Genomic DNA, 18,133 nt, shown 5'->3' with positions numbered 1-18,133 from the left:
CGGTATCCGCTTCGCGGTTAGTACTCTGAGATAAGAGGCGAATATGACAAGGAGATCCGGAGCTTCCCCGCACTGGTATGGGCGATTCCGGTGCAGGTTTTTCTTAGAGTCCACAAGTTTGCTGCACCGCAACGGTGCGAAGCCAGGCCCATTTCGGCTGCCAGGGATTCGGCAGTATGCGGTGCTTTGACCTCTACAGCCATTTCGCGCCAACAACCACCGGATCCGCATTCAGTGGAAACAGCCCTCGGTTGACTGGGGCCGGGAATCGAGGGAAATGCTGAATCCGGTGGAACGGCGCCCTCGTCTATTGCTGTCCAGAGGATAGAGCACACCCATGCAAACAAGACCACTCCAATAAGGAGCACGGCAAAGCATCCTAAGGGCGGACGTGTTTGAGTTTTGCCCGGTTCAGCCACTGATTCCCCCATTTTGCCGATCCCAGCCTACATGGGCATGATCTGTTGCCTTGAGCTGGGTAAGATGACCGCACGCACGCAGAATTCTGCTCGCCGATTCCCGGACGAAAGGCCACCCTGATGTCATTCCAGGCCTACCTTGACGCTATTGAAGACAAAACCGGTCTCACTCCGCGTCAGTTGGTTGAAATAGCAGAGACCAAGGGTTTCAAAGACCCTTCGGTGAAGGCCGGGGCGATTCTTGAATGGCTCAAAGCGGACTACGATCTTGGACGCGGTCACGGAATGGCGTTGGTGCATGTCATCAAGAAGGGGCCGCGGATTGACAGCAAGCATGTGGGATCGGACGGCACGCACCGCGACGAATCGGACACTCTCTGGTTGGACGGCAAGGCGAGCAAGCCCACTCCTTAATGCCCCAGTGACACGCTGACACTAAGCATGCTTAGCTTAGTCAAGGCATCCCGGTGAGCACGCAGAGAGGAACACCATGTCCACAGTGACCCAGCTGTTCAAAACCCCTGCCGCGGACGTCTGGAAAGTGATCGAGGATGGCTGGCTCTACTCCGGTTGGGTGGTGGGTGCCTCCCGAATCCGCGCAGTGGACGGGACATGGCCGCAACTGGGGGCAAAACTGCATCATTCCGTGGGTTCTTGGCCCTTCCTCATCGATGACAGCACCAGCGTGACCGGCGTGGAGACCGGCCGTAAGCTGGAGCTCCTGGCCCGGGGGTGGCCCATGGGTGAAGCGAAAATAGTGATCACCCTTGAAGATCTGGGTGGCCGTGAGTGCCGGGTGTCCATTGCCGAGGACGCTGTGCGTGGTCCGGGAAAAGTGGTTCCCAAGGTCCTGCGGGATCCTGTCATCGGCGTCCGGAACCGGGAGACCTTGAAACGCCTTGAATTGATGGCCGCCGGTGGGGCCGGCAGATAGAGTCGTGGATCCACAGGAACGCTAGGCGGACGGCATAACCCAGTCAAAGGCCGCGGCCTTGGACCGTGCGCCTTGGGCTGCCTTGGAGCGGTTCGGTTCGCCCAATTCGGCAAGCAGCTTCTCCGAAAGCACCACGAGCTCCGCAAAAACATTCGGGGTGAGCCAAGCGGGACGGGTTGCGAACAGAATGTCTTCGCTGGAGGTGTTTCCGCTGGCGCCGGGCGCGAAGGGGCAGCCGCCCAACCCGCCCAGGGCGCCGTCCACCATGTAAGCCCCGGCCTGAATGGCGGCCAGGGTATTGGCAACGCCCAAGCCCCAGGTGTCGTGGCCGTGATAGACAATCCGCCGGGCAGGGGACTCATCCCTTACGCGGGTGATCAGCCGGGATACCTGGGCCGGAACGGCCTGGCCCAGGGTGTCGCAGATGACGATGTCCGTGGTGCCCTCCGCCCGGGGATCGTTGGCGATGGAGAGGACACGCTCCTCGGGAACATAGCCCTCAAAAGGGCAGGTGAAGGAGGTTGCGATGCACAGTTGGATTTGGCCATTCACTGCGCGCGCGTACTCAACAGCTTGTGGCAGGGCAGCCAGGCTCTCATCAGTGGTGCGCCCTATATTCGCTTTGTTATGGGAATCTGACGCGGACAGGCAGTACTGGAAATTCCGGGCACCAGCGGCAGACGCCTTGGCTACATGGCCGGGGGTGGCCACCCAGATCCAGCACTTTTCCAGTTCCTCGGGGGTGAGGGCCTGGACCACTTCGAGTGTGTTGGCCATTGTGGGGACCAGGTCTGCGCGGGCCATGGATCCCAGTTCAATCGCCGGCACTCCCAGGCGCAGCAGCTCCCGCACGGTGTCGATCTTCTGCTCGGTGGGCAGGAGTTTGCCGGTCAGCTGGAGCCCGTCGCGCAAGGTGACGTCCCTCAGAATGACGTTGCCAAGTGTTGCGGCCAGGGGGCTTTCAAAGCGCGTCATGATGTGATGGCCTCCTCGCGGCCTGAAGCCGCCCTGATCTGTGCGGAGTCCATGTTCAGGAGTCCGCCAAGGATTTCCTGCGTATTCTCGCCCAGGTCAGGGCCGAGGTTCCGTATGGGCAGGGACTGGTCCCCGATGACCGGAACAATGCCCGGAAATCCTACGCCGGGGAGAATTTCCTCGCCTGTGGAAACATCAAACTTTTGAATCATGTTCCGGGCCGCGTATTGGCTGTCCGTGCTGATATCCGCCGCGGTGTAGATGGGTCCCGCAGGGACGCCGGCGGCCTCAAGTGCAGCCAGGGCCTCAGGGCCTGAAAGCGTAGCTGCCCATTCACCGATAGCCCGGTCAAGTTCCTCGCGCTTTGCCCAACGGCCGGCATTTGTTTGCAGGGCCGGGTCCTCCGCCAGGTCTGGGCGGCCGATGGTCTGCATGTACCGCTGATAGATCGAGTCACCGTTTCCGGCCACCACAATACTGGACCCGTCCTTGCACAGGTAAGCGTTGGAGGGAGCGATTCCCTCCATGCGGCCGCCAACACGCTGCCGGTCCACGCCATAGGCCTGATAGTCCGGAATCAGTGACTCCATCATGGAGAACATGGCCTCATTCAGGGCGACGTCAATGACGCGTTCGGTGAGGGGGACAGCGCCGGCCGGGTCCCGGCGTCGTGCTTCACGCTGGTACAAGCTCATGACGGAGCCGAAGGCGGCGTACAGGCCCGCGATCGAATCACCAATGGAAACGCCTACGCGCACTGGTGCGCGGTCGGGATCGCCCACCAGGTTACGGAAGCCTCCGTAGGCCTCGGCGACGGCGGCGAAACCCGGCCGCTCGGACAAAGGCCCGGTCTGTCCGAAGGCTGAAATTCGCGTAACAATCAGGTCCGGGTTGGCCTCGTTGAGGACCTCCGGCCCCAAGCCCCACTTCTCCAAGGTGCCGGGGCGGAAGTTCTCCAGCAGGATGTCGCACTTGGCCACGAGATCCAGCACGGCCTGCTTGCCGGCGTCCGTTCGCAGATCCAGAACCACGGACTTCTTATTGCGGTTCAATGTGCGGTACAGCATGGACGTGGTGCCCTTGTGCAGGCGCCAGTTGCGCAGTTCATCACCGGTGCCCGGCCGTTCAATTTTGATGACCTCAGCTCCGAAGTCAGCGAGCAGCCTGCCTGCCGTGGGCGCGGCGATGTAGTTGCCGAGTTCCAGAACCCGGACGCCGTCCAGAGGGGCAATTGTTTGCTGTGTCATGGTCTTCTTCCGTGCGTGGCGGGCAGGCGGTTGGCGGGGCCGTTTCACCGATCTCCTAATATGAGTGTGCACTCATAATGCAAGCCTTTCTGAAATCGGACCGGAACATGACTTTCACAGTCCGAGCCGGTAACGCCCGACGCCGGTGAAGGGGTCCCGCTGCGGGCGGCGCGACCGCTGGCCTGACCCCAAGGGACGCCGTTCCGCTTTAGCATGGTCCAGAGAATGCACCGACCGGGGGAGTGTGTGATGGGGCCGTTGGAATCGATCCAAGCCAATACGAGGCAGAGTGACCCCGCACAAAAGGATCCAACGTCGAGGGCTCCACGAAAACGGACTACGCGGCAGCGGAAGCTCGAGCTGGCAATTCTGCTGGTGCTGATCGTCGCGCTGGCACTTTCTGCCACCCCGTGGCCCTCGGCAATGCTGATCCGCAGTGTTTTTGAGCGCGGGGCGCAGGCAACCATCGATGAAATGACGCCGTACGTACCCCCGGCGCCGTTGCAAACGGAGATGGGGGTTCTTTACAAGCCCGGTTCCACCTTTGATGTGTTCAGCCCTTCGGGCACCACCGCCCCGCTTCCTACGGTGGTTTGGATTCACGGAGGTGCCTGGATTTCGGGAGCCCAGCGCGACGTGAATCCGTATCTGCAGATCATTGCCGCCGAGGGCTACACCACCATTGGCATGAGTTACCCGATTGCCCCGGAAGCTACCTACCCAACCGCCGTTCGGGACATCAATGAGGCCCTGGCCTACATCAAGGCCCACGCCGCCGAGCTGAACGTTGATACCAGCCGGATTGTCCTGGCCGGGGACTCCGCCGGCGCTCAACTCGCCAGCCAGATGACCACGCTCACCGTGAACCCCGAGTACGCCAACCTGATGGGTATTGAGCCCGCGCTGCAGAAGTCCGATCTTGCCGCCACCATTCTCCATTGCGGTGTGTATGACCTCCGGGCCATGGCGGATCTCAGCGGGATTGTGGCGTGGGGATTCAAGACTTCCCTGTGGGCCTACACGGGTACCAAAGACTGGTCCGCAACCTACGCCGGCGCCACCATGTCCACCATCGACTTCGTGACCGATGAATTCCCTCCCACCTTCATCAGCGGTGGCAACGGAGACGGACTTACCTGGCTTCAGTCCGTGCCTTACAGCAACCGCCTGAAGGACTCGGGAGTTCCGGTGACTGAACTGTTCTGGCCTGCCACTCATGAGCCGGAGCTGCCGCACGAGTACCAGTTCCATTTGAACTTTGCCGAGGCACGTGAGGCGCGGGACAAGACGTTTGATTTCCTGTCCGTGCACGCCCCGCGGCGCTGATGGGTCCCGTCAAAGCAGGCAGCAGTAAAAGTATCTCCATCATGGAACTATTATTGGAGTTATGACCTCCTCTCCTGACGCCCAGCAACCCACCCGAAGGCCTGCCCTCTACTGGGCTTCAGGAGTATGTGCTGCAGCTTTGGTCCTTATCCCGGGCTGGATGTTGATCGGGAATCCGGCTGTCCTGCGTGGCCACCCGTTGCTGCCCGCCATTTTGGTGACCGCCGCCGTCGTCGGACTTCTTTGGGGTGTTCTGCTGTGGCGTCGGCGCCATAGCGCTGCAAGACGGTCTCCGGCCAGGTCCGTTGGCGCGTGGGCCGCGCGGGTGGCCGTATTGGCACTCGTGGCCGCACTGGCGTGGCTGAACCCCTTCGCATATCAGGCTTCCGGGGCGGGATTAAGCGCCGGAATTTCGCTGTCGGAATCGCCCACCGCCCTCACCATGAAGCCCGCCGGGGCAGCTGCCACCCGCGGGCTGGTTTTCATTCCGGGCGCGCGTGTTGAAGCACGCGCTTACGCGGACATCCTCCGGCCTGCAGCGGAAGCAGGGGTCCTCGTGGTGATCCTGAAGACGCCCCTGAACCTCAGCCTGCTGGACGGAAACCAGGCGCGCGGGGCCATGGTTGAGCATCCCGGGATCGCCACGTGGGCAGTAGGTGGCCACTCCTTGGGTGGGGTGAGCGCGAGCTCCTTTGCGTTGGAAAACCAGGATGTTACTGGTCTTCTGCTCTACGCTTCCTACCCGCTGGACTCCCTGCGTGACCGCCGGGATCTGCAGGTTTTGTCCGTATCCGGCTCGGAAGACGGCCTCAGCACTCCTGCCAAGATTGACGCTTCCCGGGAGCTGCTGCCCCTCAATGCCACCTTCGTGGAGGTTCGCGGCGGGAACCATGCGTTCTTCGGAGACTATGGAGCGCAGCCCGGGGATGGCGAACCGTCCGTGAGCCGTGACGATGCCCGGAAGCAGATCGGCGAGGCCACCGCGGCGTTCCTGGAGCAACTGAAGGGCTGAACCGGCATTCCGGGAATACTTTTGATCGGGCCCCTGTTCACTGATTTAGATGCAAACGCATGTAAGCTGGATGAACGAGCAACAGGAGAATGCCATGGAAACCCGCCGCATCACCGTCCTTTCCGCCGGACTCGGCGTCCCGTCGTCGAGCCGCCTGCTGGCCGACCAGTTGGCTGCCTCCACCGAGCGGCAGCTGCGCGTGGCCGGGTTCGATGTGAAGATCGACGTCGTGGAACTGCGCGACCTCGCGGTGGACATCGCCAATAACTTCGTCACCGGCTATGCGGCGCCCCGCCTCGCGGACGTGATTGCCGGCGTCGAGGATTCCGACGCCATCATCGCGGTGAGCCCGGTCTTCAGCGCCTCCTATAGCGGACTGTTCAAGTCGTTCATTGACGTCCTGGACCCCAAATCGCTGGACGGAAAGGCCGTACTCTTGGGCGCCACGGGCGGCACCGACCGCCACCAGATGGTCCTCGACTACGCCATGCGTCCGCTGTTCAGCTACCTGCGCACCAGGATTGCGGCCACCGGCGTCTTCGCAGGTCCGCAGGACTGGGGAAACACCGACGACGGCGGCTCGCCCCTTTCCTCGCGAGTGGACCGGGCCGCGGGTGAACTCGTGCAGTTGTTGAGCGGCCCCCAGCCCGGGCGTAAGGCCCCGGTTCTGGAGTCGCTGCCGTTTGAACAACTCCTGGCTGGAATCTCAGCGGGCAGGTAAATCCCTGTGCCTCAGTGCGGGAAATGAGCGGCTTCGATCGCATTGTGACCAATGATGGGATTATGCAATCTCCAACGCTGAACGATCTGGACCAGTTGCTGGCGGAGGGCGAACCCCTGACCCTGGCCAGGGTGTCGGAATACCTCGCCACCCATCGCCTGGCCACCGCCAACTGGTTTGGCCCAACCGGGCGTCCGGACAGGTCCTCGTGGATTAAGCGCGAAGGCCTGGGTTGGCGGGTGTGGGATACCGATGAGCGGGCAGTGATCATGGACTTCTCCGTCCTTCGCACGGATTCGGAGGCAGAGGCGCTGGACAGCTTTCTCCGCCGGGCGCGGAATCACCTCCAGGCAGACGGTACGGCGGTCCGGCGCGGCTTTTGACGCTCGCTGACATGGGATTGCGGCGCCTCGGAACGCTGACCGACGCTTGGTTGACTCCGGTCTTTGATACACCCGAACTTATTGGCGGGTCCGATCGTTGGGGCAAGCATGAAATGTCCTGTGGATTCCATTGACCTGGTGATGAGTGAACGAAGCGGCGTGGAGATCGACTACTGCCCGCAGTGCAGGGGTGTGTGGCTGGATCGTGGGGAGTTGGACAAGATCATTGATCGCGTCGCGGCCGAAACCATCCCGGCCCGCCCCGCAGCCGCGCCGGCGCAGCCCCCGATTGCGCCGCCGCCCATCTACAACCCCTTCGAGTCACGGCCTCAGCAGCCGCGGTATGACGACAGGGACAGGCGCGATTACGACCGTAGGGACAATGATCGTCGTGACGGGTACGACCAATACGGCCGCAAGCGCAAAAAGAAGGAAGGCTTCCTGGGAGACTTGTTCGACTTCTAGGCTTTAGTCGTCCAGGAGCTCAATGAATTCGCGGGCCTGCTTGATGTTGATGTCAGAGTGGCGCGTCAAGGCAAGTGCCGCGCCCTCAACATCGCCGCTTTTGGCCAGCGTACGGATGCGTCCGTAGATCTCGTCGTTGAGCATGTTGCTGCTCACTTCCCTGGTGACATCCCCCTTGCTGACGATCGCCCTATACCTGTAGGGAAAACGTTCGGGCTCATCGTCGTCGTCGGCCAGCAAGTCCCTGGGCGGCGCTTCAGGCGTGAACGGCTGGGGATGCGCAGCCAAGGCCCCGACGGCGTTGCGCGAGGCCCGCAGGCCCTCTCCCGTGGCCTGCAGGTACAGCTTGATGGCCGCCATGCCCTGCCCCTGCGCAATGAGCGAGTAAAGCTGCCTGTGCTGCTCCTGGTTGAGCTTGGCTGCAGACTCCTTGGCCAACTCCACTGGATCCTTGGGCGCATTCGCCGCAGCGAAATCGGCCTGGCTCTCGGCGGAGCGCTTGGAGAAGGAGCGAATAAGCAGGAGCACGCCCGCTATGACCGCAACAAGGATCAGGAGCGGGATAAGGATGGAATCCATGGCGTCGTCAGAGCCGATCTACGTAGTTCTTGGCAGTAAGCAAATCTGTGTGGGTGGCCTGGCGCAGGACTTTGATGGCCTCGATCTTTTTACCACTACGGACCAGGTTCTGTAGCTCGAAGGCGAGCTGCGGGTTCAATTGACCATTGGGCAGCACTGCGGGCTGCTCGCCCGGGCGTGCAGCCTGGGACGGGCCGGTCTGCGCCTGAATCGGAATTCGGCGTTGTTGCGCCTGCTCGCTTTGGCTTGCCGTATTTTGGCTCGGCTTGGTGGTGGCTTCGATCCGGGCCCGGAGGGCAAGCGCCTCCTGCACCTGGGCGGCTTGGTGGGCGGCTGAACGTGCCGCTAGTTCGCGCTGGTATCTCTCGGCGTCAGAGACACCCGTATCGCGTGGTTTGAAGGCCGCGGTGAGCGCCCACAGCAGGCCTACAAGGACAAGAAGCGGAAGGACAATCGTCAGTACGTCACCAAAGTTCATCCCCATGCTTAGAGCTTATGCCAGAACTTGGTTATCCACAGCACATTCCACTTTCGGCATAGGCTTCCGATAGGTCGCTGTCAAATTAAGTCCCTTTAAGTAAGATGCATCACATTTGGGGCATGTTGGGGATCATTTTCCCAACGCGGGAGACTGTTTATGCCGTGCCGGCTGTGGATTAGTTGCCGTTAAAACTTTCTTCCCTCCACAGCATGTGAGGAGTGTTTCCGCAGGTCAGAGCGTTATTTCCTCAAAAAGAAATTCTCTATCCACAGGGTAACGCACAGTCTGTGCACAACGTGTGGTCGGTATTCCACAGGTTATCCACAGGGGGTGGTCAGCGCCTGCTGTAACGTGTCTGAAGTGTCCATTTTGGGCACCGATATCCCGCAATGTGTTTCCGGGCCCGTGAAAAGTCGCCGCTTACCACGGATCCTCGGAATCGACTGTGGATAACTTGTGGATACGGCTTATTCTGTCGGACCCGCCTGAGATCGTGAGATGCATCAGGCGGACCGTAGCCACATACTGCGCTTTACGGGCCGCCAGGGAAAACAGCTCTGCAGCGGCACACAAATGGAGGACGGCTTTGTCAGTTACGCACTTGGACTCAATCGAGGGCTCTCGCGCTTCGGACTCGAGCCGGAAACCTCCCCAGGACATCCCGGCCGAACAGTCGGTGCTCGGCGGCATGATGCTGTCCAAGGATGCCATTGCGGACGTCGTGGAGATCGTTCGAGGACACGACTTCTACCGTCCCGCCCACGAGACCATCTATGAGTCCATCATTGATCTTTACGGCCGCGGCGAACCCGCTGACGCCGTCACCGTCTCGGACGAGCTGACAAAGCGCGGTGAAATCAACCGGATCGGCGGGCCCGCGTACCTCCACGAACTCATTCAGACGGTCCCAACAGCGGCCAATGCCGGTTACTACGCGGAGATCGTTGCGGAGCGTGCGGTGCTGCGGCGCCTTGTTAACGCCGGTACCAAGATCGTCCAGATGGGCTATGGCCAGGACGGCGAAGTGGAAGACCTCGTCAACCAGGCCCAGGCCGAGGTGTACGCGGTGGCTGAAAAGCGCACTGCCGAGGACTATGTGGCGTTGAAGGACGTCATGGAATCCACCGTGGACGAGATCGAGGCTTCCGGTCACCGCGGCGAAGGTATGACCGGTGTCCCCACCGGCTTCTACGAACTCGACGAACTGACGCACGGGCTCCACCCCGGCCAGATGATTGTTATCGCCGCCCGCCCCGCCGTAGGTAAATCCACCTTTGCGTTGGACTTCGCCCGTTCCGCCGCTATCAAGAACAATCTGGCCACCGTCATGTTTTCCTTGGAAATGGGCCGGAATGAGATCGCCATGCGTCTCCTTTCCGCAGAAGCTACCATTGGCCTCCAGGATCTCCGTAAAGGCACCATCAAGGATGAGCAGTGGTCCAAGATCGCTACCACCATGGGCCGGATGAACGATGCTCCACTGTTCATTGATGACAGCCCCAACATGTCCCTTATGGAGATCCGTGCAAAGTGCCGCCGACTGAAGCAGCAGCACGACCTCAAACTCGTCATCCTCGACTACCTCCAGCTCATGAGCTCCGGTAAAAAAGTTGAGTCCCGGCAGCAGGAAGTCTCCGAGTTCTCCCGTGCCCTGAAGCTGCTTGCCAAGGAGCTTCAGGTTCCGGTCATCGCCTTGTCGCAGCTGAACCGTGGTTCCGAGCAGCGCCAGGATAAGCGCCCCATGGTGTCCGACCTCCGTGAATCCGGCTCCATTGAGCAGGATGCCGATATGGTCATCCTGCTCCACCGTGAAGATGTGTATGACAAAGAGTCGCCCCGCGCCGGTGAGGCGGACATCCTCATTGCCAAGCACCGTAACGGTCCTACCAAGGACATCGTGGTTGCGTTCCAGGGCCACTACTCACGCTTTGCCAACATGGCCGGTGAAACCGGGGCGGGTGGAGGCGGCTTCTAGCCCGTTGCTCTTATTGACGCCGGTGCCCTCATGGACCAAGCTGCCGCACTCATCAAATAGCTGCAACTAAGGGGTCGTAGGGGGAGGAGTTCACCTCGCCCTGCGGCCCTTTTACTGTGCTACCGATCGGCCAACGCCAAAGCTTCCATCAGGCTCTGGTAGGTCTCCTCAATTTCGCCTCTGCGGCTGAAAATCGTGGTGGCCGATGTTCGGGCGCGGAGGCCCTGGGTGAGGTCCTCGTACATCGACTCCAACAGGCGCGGGCCTCCGCCTTGTTCCACAATGGCTGTAACCCGGGCGTGCCAAGGATCATGACTGTCCCTGCGGGAAAAGAACCTTTCAACAGAGGCCTCACGGCTGTCCATGAGAACCACTTCCCTAAACCCGGCGCCTGAATTTTCCGCTGCAGTCCGGAACAGGGAAACTTCATCCCCGGAGTCGAGGTACTGCGGCATGATCACTGTATGCCCGGCCGCCAGATGCGTAGCGGCCATAGTGAGCGCGATCGGACGTACCAAATTTCCGGCGGCTTGAAAGTCCTCCTCCCAGCCTCCGATCAGGCAGCGTACCTGATCCACATCAAGGTTGAGGACACCAAAATGCTGATCCGCGTACATTTTGGCAAGAGTCGATTTTCCGATTCCCGGGGGACCGTTCAAGAGAATAAGTTCAGCCATGGTGGACACTGTAGACCACCTCGGTGTTCCACTCCGCAGGGTTATAGCTGAAAGCCCTACTTTATTTTTCTCCCCTAGCCATCAGTGGTCGCACTCCATCTCTTCTACGTAGACGGCAGGGGATTGCCCTGAATGTCAGTGGGTATTTAGTGGTATTTATTGGGTGCAATCAAGAATGCCGATGAGCCATGAGGCAATTCCGGACCCGGCGCTACGAGAGTTTACAGGGCTGGGAACTTCGGTAGAGGCCACTTTAAAGAAGAGGAACACAACCATGACCACAGGGTCTGCGGCGAGCATCCATCAATGGACCAAGGTGTGCGAATCGGCAGAAAAAGCAGAAATTATTGCGGAACGGGACCAACTGAAACTCCGTGTTCTGGGGGCTGCTGTCTCAGTGGTGCTGGAGGCAGGAGTCACTCCGGACCTTTATGCGGAGTTGCGGCGAGTATGGTCACGCTGCCTCGATGAGTCCGATGAGTGGTTGTTTCATGCCCGGGACATCAGCGTGCCAGCGTCGGGCCGCTCGCAGGAACGTCCCTTTCAGGCCACTGTCTCTTCAACGTCCGGCACCACAACGGTGGCCGCCGGCACGTTCAGGGAGTTCGCTTCGAATCTGACAACCGCTGTTACCTTGGCGGGCATCACCGAGTGCCGGGGTGATCTGGTTATGCTGCATGGTGCTGCGTTGGCGGAGGAAAAGACCGGAAGGGCAGTGGCCCTTGTGGGCCGTTCCGGCATGGGAAAGACCACCGCCACCAAGCGTCTCGGGGCCGGACTGGGCTACATCACGGATGAAACCGTTGGCGTTGATGCTTCGGGCCGGATAGTCCCCTACGCCAAACCACTATCGCTCATAGTTGGAGACCCTGCCGCCCCAAAGAAACAGGTCGGCCCGGATGACCTGGAACTGCTGATGGCACCAGCCGCGCCAATGCTGGCTTCGCTTGTTCTGCTTGACAGAAATCCGGATGCTGCCGATCCCAAGGTGGTCCCGCTTTCCCATGCTGAAGCGATCATCGAACTGGCACCCCATACTTCGTCCTTGGGGGACGTCAACCGGCCACTGAGTCGCCTGTGCGGAATCCTGGACGCCACCGGTGGGGCGGTTCGGGTGTCATACCGCGAAGCCGGGGACTTGGCCGCAGTCCTGGCGGCCATCCTGGAACGTCCAGCCATCTCCAAGACGTGGAGGTCAGTACTGGCTGAGGACACACAGGCAACCCAAGGGCTTCCGCACCCCGATGCCGTTCGGTCCATGGTTCTGAAGCGCGCCGAGCTTCTTGACGCCGTCGAATTTCCGCTGCCGGACGGACAGGGCACGGAGCTCATCGCCATGACCGGGCAAGGCGTAGTCCGGCTGACCGGCATTGGGCCTGCAATCTGGCGCGCATTGGCCACCCCCTGCGATCTGAACGGCATTGCCGGGCGGATAGCTTCCCTTATTGGACTTCCGGAAGGGTACGAATCCCATTTGCTGAAAGGCGTAGAGGAACTGAAGTTCCACGGAATTCTACTGGATTCTTCAGCAACGGAAACCAGTGAATCCTGAATAGTACAAAACACGTAGTAAATAATTTGGCGAAACAGTCCAGTGGTAAGTTCCGTTTGCACCAATTTCCACGAAAGAATTACTTCAGTCAGCTAGCGGGCTGACCGGCTTGAAGGAGCAAACGATGACCCTGGATAAAGTTAAAGAAAAAAGTTCCACTATTGACCGGCGCAAAGTGGTTATTGGCACGGCGTGGACCATTCCCGCCATCGCCATGGCTGCCGCAACTCCGGCGGTGGCGGCCTCGCTCCCACCCGTCGTTGTGATGCCTGGAACCGGCACCGTCATCAGCAACTGGAAGGGCGATCACCACTACGGAAGCTTCGAAGAAGATCTGGATCAGCGGGCCTACGATTTCCCGGTGAAAGTTACGGACGCGAGCGGTAACCCTGTTGTGGGTGCCACCGTCACCGTTACCGTCTCCGGACAGAACGAGGACGGTGACATTCTGGGTATCTACGCTTACCCGGCGCCGGATAATGACGGTCCGGAATCGGATCAGAGCCGTAGCGTTACGGCGGTAACGGCGGCCGATGGCGTTGCTGCCTTCGCCGTGAGTACACAGAATCTCAGCTCCAGCGAGCAGCCCTCTACTGCCACGATGTCTGTGACCGTGACCTACAACGGAACCACTACTGTGTCTGTCATCAGTGTTGTATTGACCGAGTCTGACTAGCAGCAGAAACAACTAGGAGCAGAAACAGGAACTGCCCCGCTTCGGAGGGCAGTTCCTGCAGTGTTTTAAGGCCTTTGGGTAGAGCCCGCATCAACACCAATAGTCTCCCGGCACTTCCGTGGCATCGCGTCACGATGATTGGTGGGCCACTCCCTCCACTGCCCACACCATTCCCCAACAGGGCCATGTTCTGCATGATTCTCTCAGTGCCGGAATACGACTGCTCGCTGTAGGCGACACTCCTCCTGGCTACCGCTGCTTACCACTTTTGGCGGCTGATTCGTGGCGCGATGATCTCCGTGGTGGATCCCGCACCTCTACGTGGCAAGTGCCATCCCGTGGCCGTTCACCAACGCCCGGCGGCATGCCATTGCGCTTCGGTGTGGCTGTATCCAATCTGCTGAAGTGTATTGGCCAGCTCTCCGCGTGTGGCACATTTATAGCCCGCTGCAGCCAGCTTCCGGCGTCCTCGGAAGAGGTGGCCCCGCACCGTGGTTGTACGGAGTCCGAGCCCTGCAGCCAAGGACGAGGCTGTGTGCGCCCGGCGTTGGGCGAAGAGTTCCAGCACCTGGATTTCACGGTCTGTGAGCTTGGTTCCCACGCCGGGCTGTGTTGGCAGCGTAGGTGCTGCCCCAGCCACCACAGCTTCTATCTGCCGGGGGATCTCCGCAGCTGTGGAGTCCCCGTCCAGAATTGCAACTGCACCTTCTGCGGCCAGCGCAGACCGTTGAGCCGACCTCACACTTCCCACCACAATGCAGCGTCGGCCGGTTGCCGCAATGGTGCGGACTTTAAGCGGGAGGGGGACTTCATCATCGAGGAAGGCATCCAATGCTACCCAGTGTGCCGCTCTTGGATGATCGCGTGAAAAGGAAGCCCAGGAACTGTAGACCTTCCCAAGAGTTGTGGCTTTTGCACTGCCCGCCCATTCGAACGTTACGGCGCTGTTGAGCACCGGGTTCCGGTGAATGAAGTCCACATCAAAGGTATATGCAATAGCTCCCAATTTGCCCCTCCGATCGATGAACAAGCCGCGGCTTGTCGCCGTGCCAGCCATATGTAGATGTCCATCTGACACATGAGTAAATTAGCCTCCCGGCTACGCCGTATCAGTGGCTTTTTCTCCACGGAGTCAGTGGTCAGGGACGGACCACCGGAACGTTCTGACCCGCGTGGACTGGTCCCATGGCCCTAGTACTTTGGGAGCAGCCAAATCGCACAGTGTCGTGGGCCCTTTCATAATCGGACAGGCGGAGCAACTCCGCTTTCTGTCGGGGATGAAATAGACATGGCCGGGCACGGGAGGCCTCGATGCCAACCTTTGTTGCCTGTTCCGGTCATGCAAGCGGGATCTCGGACCTCACTCCTTCAGGAACCATCAGCTAGCCACATGGGATTTTTTGGTGTTGACATTGATGAATAAACCCACCCAAAGTGCGAGCGGTTCGCGGCAGGCAAGTGACATGCTGGAACATGACGGCCGGGTCAAAGTGCTGCTGGTTGATTTCCTGTGCATTACATGGGCTGTTGCGTTCGCCGAACTCCTTCGCTTCGGTTTGGAGCGTCCCTCACTGGGCATAGGAACCGTCCAGACCCCATATCCTCTGGTGAGTGTGGTGCTGGACGTCCTGTGGTTGATGACATTGGGCGCGCTGGGAACCCGCGAGCCCCGAATCCACGGCTTTGGCACTGAGGAGTACCGGCGGGTTACCACTGCTTCACTGTGGTTGTTTGGCGGAATAGCCATCTTCTCTTACGTATTCCAGCTGGACACCGCCCGAGGCTACGTAGCGGTGGCCCTGCCTTTGGGCATCGTCAGCCTGCTCATCGGCCGGTGGGCCTTGCGGAAAGACTTGATCCTCCGGCGGAAATCCGGCCAGCATCTCCGCCGTGTTCTCGTCATTGGAGGGGCCCCGAGTGCAGCCCATCTGGCCCGCCAACTACGTGCGCAGCCAGCCGCGGGTTACCAGCCTGTGGCAGCGTACTTGACCACCTCCGACGCCGGTGAGCCTTGGCCGGCGGCGCTTAAATTGCCTGTCATTGGCAGGGGCAAGGATCTGGAGGCAATATTGGCCGCGGTGGAAGCCGCCGCGGTGGACTCCGTGGCCATATCCGGCGCAGACGTTGACCCGCCCACGTTGCGTCAACTGGGCTGGTCCTTGACTGCCCGCGACGTCGGCATGTTCATGGCTCCTGCATTGACCGACGTTGCGGGCCCGCGTATCCACATGCAGCCCTTGGCGGGTTTGCCTCTCATCCATGTGACCACGCCTAACCTGGAAGGTCCGAAAGCCGTAGCCAAGCGCGGATTGGATGTCTTTGCTTCATTGGTCTTACTCATGGTCCTGGCCGTCCCCATGTGCATCGTTGCCCTTTTGGTCAAAGCGGACAGCTCCGGCCCGGCAATGTTCCGTCAGACCCGCATCGGCCGTTCCGGTGAGGTCTTCAGTATGTGGAAGTTTCGGTCCATGGTGATTGATGCCGAGCAGCAGTTGTCCCGGCTCACCGAACTGAACGAGGGCAACGGCGTCCTCTTCAAGTTGAAAGACGATCCCCGCGTCACCAAGGTGGGACGGTTTATCCGAAGGTACTCCATTGACGAGCTGCCCCAGCTCTTCAATGTCCTCAGGGGCGAGATGAGTTTGGTGGGTCCCCGGCCACCACTTCCCGTTGAGGTGGAGACCTACGACGACTTTGCCCACCGCCGCCTCTTGGTCAAACCCGGATTGACGGGTCCTTGGCAGGTCAGCGGACGCAGCGACCTCTCTTGGGATGATTCAATCCGTCTGGACCTCTACTACGTAGAGAACTGGTCGATGTTTCAGGACATGATCTATCTCCTGCGAACCGTGAGAGCAGTCTTCGGCAAAGACGGCGCCTACTAGAAGCCTGATCTACGGGGCCGGTGTGACTCGGTGCTTTCACTGCCCTGTGGTCCTCCGACGTTGGCTTGGGCCGATGACTACTCACAGAGAACATTGACGATTTGCAGCAGGCCGCGGCCGCCGCATCTTTGCCTCCAACTCTCACCGACCCCCTGGGCACTACACCTGTCTGGGAGGTGCCGAGCGCCGGCCCCTGGATCCATCTTGAGGAGCACGCCATGGGCTGTCGGGAGCCAGAAATGTTGAGGCCTCACGAGGTTCAGGCAAGGGAGTCGCGGGGTTGTCTGCCAGGGCCCCGGCCGGAGCTGACAGGACTGTGCCCGGTACGGGCGGAGTGTCATCCTGCGGGTTTTCTGCGCTGCCATATGCCCCGTAGTAGCCGTAGTTGACGTCCCCGGGTCCATTCGTAGCCACACAGTTGAGAATGACACCCAGGACGCGCCCCCGAACGCGGGTGAGGTTGCCCAGCGCCCGGAACAAGGTGTCGCGGGTAGTCTTCCGCGCCCTCGCGACCACAAGCGTGCCGTCCGCAACACGGGAAAGCACGGCCGCGTCCGTCACAGGAAGCAGTGGCGGCGCGTCAATGAGGACCATGGCTCGCTGTGACAGTTCGTTGAGGAGGTGTTCCATAGCCCGTGAACCAAGGAGCTCGGACGGATTCGGGGGGATGCGGCCCGCGGTGAGGATCCGGAGGTGGGGATTCGGACCCCATTCCTGAAGGACCTCGTCAATGGACGCCCGGGCTGAGAGGATGTCCGTCACGCCCACATCCGGCAACACACCAAAAACCTGGTGAACTGTTGGCCTGCGGAGGTCAGCATCCACAACAATGACATCCCTGCCTGCAGCTGCGATGGTGGCAGCCAGATTGCTGGTCACGGTACTTTTGCCCTCAGAGGGTAAAGAACTGGTAATCAGCAGGATTCGTGGAGGGTTGTCTACATCAATGAAGTCCAAATTCGTGCGCAGTTCCCTCAACGCTTCAGCCATGGCGTGGCCACCGGGAACGCGGTGAGTTCCCGTTGTTTCCAATACGCTCGACTTTTCGCTTAACCGTTTGTCCAGGGGCAAAGTCCCCACTACTGCCAAGCCAAAGAGTCGTTCAATCTCGCTGGCACCGCGAATTCTTCGATCGAAGTGGTTTCGGGCGATGGCGTAGCCCAGACCGATGAGCAATCCCGCGGCCAGTCCAATTCCGAGGGTTGCAGTGAGAAGCGGCGATATGGGGGCGGAGGGAAGGCTCGCCTTGGTGAGCGGGACAATCTTGGTGACAGGCTCTGTTCCGGGGCTCGCATTTCCCTTGTCCAGTTCGTAAACCTGCGAAGCCAAGGCCGCCACCCACGCATCAGCCACATTCTGGGCAGTCTGCGGATCAGAGGAACGTGCACTGATCCGGATCTCCACCGAATCGAGGGGGACACTCACGCTGACGGACCGTGTGATGTCCGGGGCCGATTCCTTCAAACCCAACGACTCGATGACGCTTTCAGCAATCAGGATGGACTCGCCAACGGACTGGTAGCCCTTGGCTTTGGACTTGGCGAGGTTGTCTCCCGCGAGGGACATGCCAAGGTTCTCGGCGCCGGCTGTGACCACTATGCCGCTTGATTCAGCGGAATATATCTTGGGCTGAAGGGTGTACCACCCCAAGGAGCCTCCCACCATGAAAACTGTGATGAGAAGGATCCCGAGCCAATGTGAGCGGACTACGGAAAGGAGGTCGTTTCCTGACATCCCTTGAGGTTTATCGTCCTGCAGCAATTGTGTGGTCCTCTCCATGCATGCCAGGTGCGTACTATTACAGACTTGTAGTGTCAGTCTCGGTA

The 18,133-nt window shown here is 60.3% G+C and carries 18 protein-coding genes; 11 read left to right on the top strand and 7 right to left on the bottom strand.

Annotated elements, in window-relative coordinates:
- Nucleotides 1-539 precede the first annotated feature (539 nt).
- A complete protein-coding gene (locus tag ABI796_RS19955; RefSeq protein ID WP_141284442.1) occupies nucleotides 540-833 on the top strand; it encodes a DUF4287 domain-containing protein in 294 nt (97 codons plus the stop codon).
- 76 nt (nucleotides 834-909) lie between these two features.
- Nucleotides 910-1,353 carry an SRPBCC family protein gene (locus ABI796_RS19950; RefSeq protein ID WP_141284440.1) on the top strand — a complete coding sequence of 148 codons (444 nt, stop codon included), beginning with the start codon at nucleotides 910-912 and terminating at the stop codon, nucleotides 1,351-1,353.
- A gap of 21 nt (nucleotides 1,354-1,374) precedes the next feature.
- Here ABI796_RS19950 and ABI796_RS19945 read toward each other — a convergent pair whose 3' ends face one another.
- Entirely contained in the window at nucleotides 1,375-2,328 is a 954-nt protein-coding gene (locus ABI796_RS19945) for a hydroxymethylglutaryl-CoA lyase (protein WP_141284438.1), read from the bottom strand.
- The gene (locus tag ABI796_RS19940) at nucleotides 2,325-3,575 is read right to left on the bottom strand and encodes a CaiB/BaiF CoA-transferase family protein (protein WP_141284436.1); all 1,251 of its coding nucleotides are present in this window, start codon (nucleotides 3,573-3,575) and stop codon (nucleotides 2,325-2,327) included. Before ABI796_RS19940 ends, ABI796_RS19945 begins: the two co-directional genes overlap by 4 nt.
- A gap of 249 nt (nucleotides 3,576-3,824) precedes the next feature.
- Here ABI796_RS19940 and ABI796_RS19935 point away from each other — a divergent pair, with 249 nt between their 5' ends.
- The 5 genes from ABI796_RS19935 (at nucleotide 3,825) to ABI796_RS19915 (ending at nucleotide 7,482) form a co-directional block, all read left to right on the top strand.
- Nucleotides 3,825-4,901 carry an alpha/beta hydrolase gene (locus ABI796_RS19935; protein ID WP_141284434.1) on the top strand — a complete coding sequence of 359 codons (1,077 nt, stop codon included), beginning with the start codon at nucleotides 3,825-3,827 and terminating at the stop codon, nucleotides 4,899-4,901.
- Between the two features lie 61 nt (nucleotides 4,902-4,962).
- Nucleotides 4,963-5,913, top strand: a complete 951-nt coding sequence (locus ABI796_RS19930; protein ID WP_141284432.1) for an alpha/beta hydrolase — start codon at nucleotides 4,963-4,965, stop codon at nucleotides 5,911-5,913.
- Nucleotides 5,914-6,007: 94 nt separating this feature from the next.
- Complete coding sequence (locus ABI796_RS19925; protein WP_141284486.1) at nucleotides 6,008-6,634, top strand: FMN reductase; 627 nt, start codon at nucleotides 6,008-6,010, stop codon at nucleotides 6,632-6,634.
- Between the two features lie 62 nt (nucleotides 6,635-6,696).
- Nucleotides 6,697-7,017 carry a hypothetical protein gene (locus ABI796_RS19920; RefSeq protein WP_141284430.1) on the top strand — a complete coding sequence of 107 codons (321 nt, stop codon included), beginning with the start codon at nucleotides 6,697-6,699 and terminating at the stop codon, nucleotides 7,015-7,017.
- Between the two features lie 120 nt (nucleotides 7,018-7,137).
- Nucleotides 7,138-7,482: a zf-TFIIB domain-containing protein gene (locus tag ABI796_RS19915; protein WP_246095840.1), complete on the top strand. Its 345-nt coding sequence runs from the start codon at nucleotides 7,138-7,140 to the stop codon at nucleotides 7,480-7,482.
- 3 nt (nucleotides 7,483-7,485) lie between these two features.
- On the opposite strand, the gene ABI796_RS19910 is transcribed toward ABI796_RS19915, so the two are convergent.
- Both ABI796_RS19910 and ABI796_RS19905 read right to left on the bottom strand, forming a co-directional pair.
- Entirely contained in the window at nucleotides 7,486-8,061 is a 576-nt protein-coding gene (locus ABI796_RS19910; RefSeq protein WP_141284426.1) for a hypothetical protein, read from the bottom strand.
- A 7-nt stretch (nucleotides 8,062-8,068) separates the two neighbouring features.
- Complete coding sequence (locus ABI796_RS19905; protein ID WP_141284484.1) at nucleotides 8,069-8,539, bottom strand: hypothetical protein; 471 nt, start codon at nucleotides 8,537-8,539, stop codon at nucleotides 8,069-8,071.
- 589 nt (nucleotides 8,540-9,128) lie between these two features.
- Between ABI796_RS19905 and dnaB the strand changes: the two genes are divergently transcribed.
- Nucleotides 9,129-10,517, top strand: a complete 1,389-nt coding sequence (dnaB, locus tag ABI796_RS19900) for a replicative DNA helicase (RefSeq protein WP_017197290.1) — start codon at nucleotides 9,129-9,131, stop codon at nucleotides 10,515-10,517.
- A gap of 119 nt (nucleotides 10,518-10,636) precedes the next feature.
- On the opposite strand, the gene ABI796_RS19895 is transcribed toward dnaB, so the two are convergent.
- The gene (locus ABI796_RS19895; RefSeq protein WP_141284424.1) at nucleotides 10,637-11,194 is read right to left on the bottom strand and encodes an AAA family ATPase; all 558 of its coding nucleotides are present in this window, start codon (nucleotides 11,192-11,194) and stop codon (nucleotides 10,637-10,639) included.
- A gap of 274 nt (nucleotides 11,195-11,468) precedes the next feature.
- Here ABI796_RS19895 and ABI796_RS19890 point away from each other — a divergent pair, with 274 nt between their 5' ends.
- Together ABI796_RS19890 and ABI796_RS19885 are read left to right on the top strand one after the other, a co-directional pair.
- Nucleotides 11,469-12,746 (top strand): hypothetical protein, encoded by a 1,278-nt coding sequence (locus ABI796_RS19890; protein WP_141284422.1) that lies wholly within the window; start codon nucleotides 11,469-11,471, stop codon nucleotides 12,744-12,746.
- Between the two features lie 124 nt (nucleotides 12,747-12,870).
- Nucleotides 12,871-13,422: a transcriptional initiation protein Tat gene (locus tag ABI796_RS19885; RefSeq protein ID WP_141284420.1), complete on the top strand. Its 552-nt coding sequence runs from the start codon at nucleotides 12,871-12,873 to the stop codon at nucleotides 13,420-13,422.
- 346 nt (nucleotides 13,423-13,768) lie between these two features.
- Here the strand turns inward: ABI796_RS19885 and ABI796_RS19880 are convergent, their stop codons facing one another.
- Nucleotides 13,769-14,428 carry a hypothetical protein gene (locus tag ABI796_RS19880; protein ID WP_246095839.1) on the bottom strand — a complete coding sequence of 220 codons (660 nt, stop codon included), beginning with the start codon at nucleotides 14,426-14,428 and terminating at the stop codon, nucleotides 13,769-13,771.
- A gap of 457 nt (nucleotides 14,429-14,885) precedes the next feature.
- Between ABI796_RS19880 and ABI796_RS19875 the strand changes: the two genes are divergently transcribed.
- Complete coding sequence (locus ABI796_RS19875; RefSeq protein WP_170224948.1) at nucleotides 14,886-16,307, top strand: sugar transferase; 1,422 nt, start codon at nucleotides 14,886-14,888, stop codon at nucleotides 16,305-16,307.
- 159 nt (nucleotides 16,308-16,466) lie between these two features.
- Here the strand turns inward: ABI796_RS19875 and ABI796_RS19870 are convergent, their stop codons facing one another.
- Nucleotides 16,467-18,041: a polysaccharide biosynthesis tyrosine autokinase gene (locus ABI796_RS19870; RefSeq protein ID WP_141284416.1), complete on the bottom strand. Its 1,575-nt coding sequence runs from the start codon at nucleotides 18,039-18,041 to the stop codon at nucleotides 16,467-16,469.
- Between the last annotated feature and the right edge of the window lie 92 nt (nucleotides 18,042-18,133).

The sequence above is a fragment of the Paenarthrobacter aurescens genome, assembly GCF_041549525.1.
GTDB classification, from domain to species: Bacteria; Actinomycetota; Actinomycetes; order Actinomycetales; family Micrococcaceae; genus Arthrobacter; species Arthrobacter aurescens.
The sequence above is the reverse complement of the archived record's forward strand: the minus strand, read 5'-3'. Positions and strand labels throughout refer to the sequence as shown.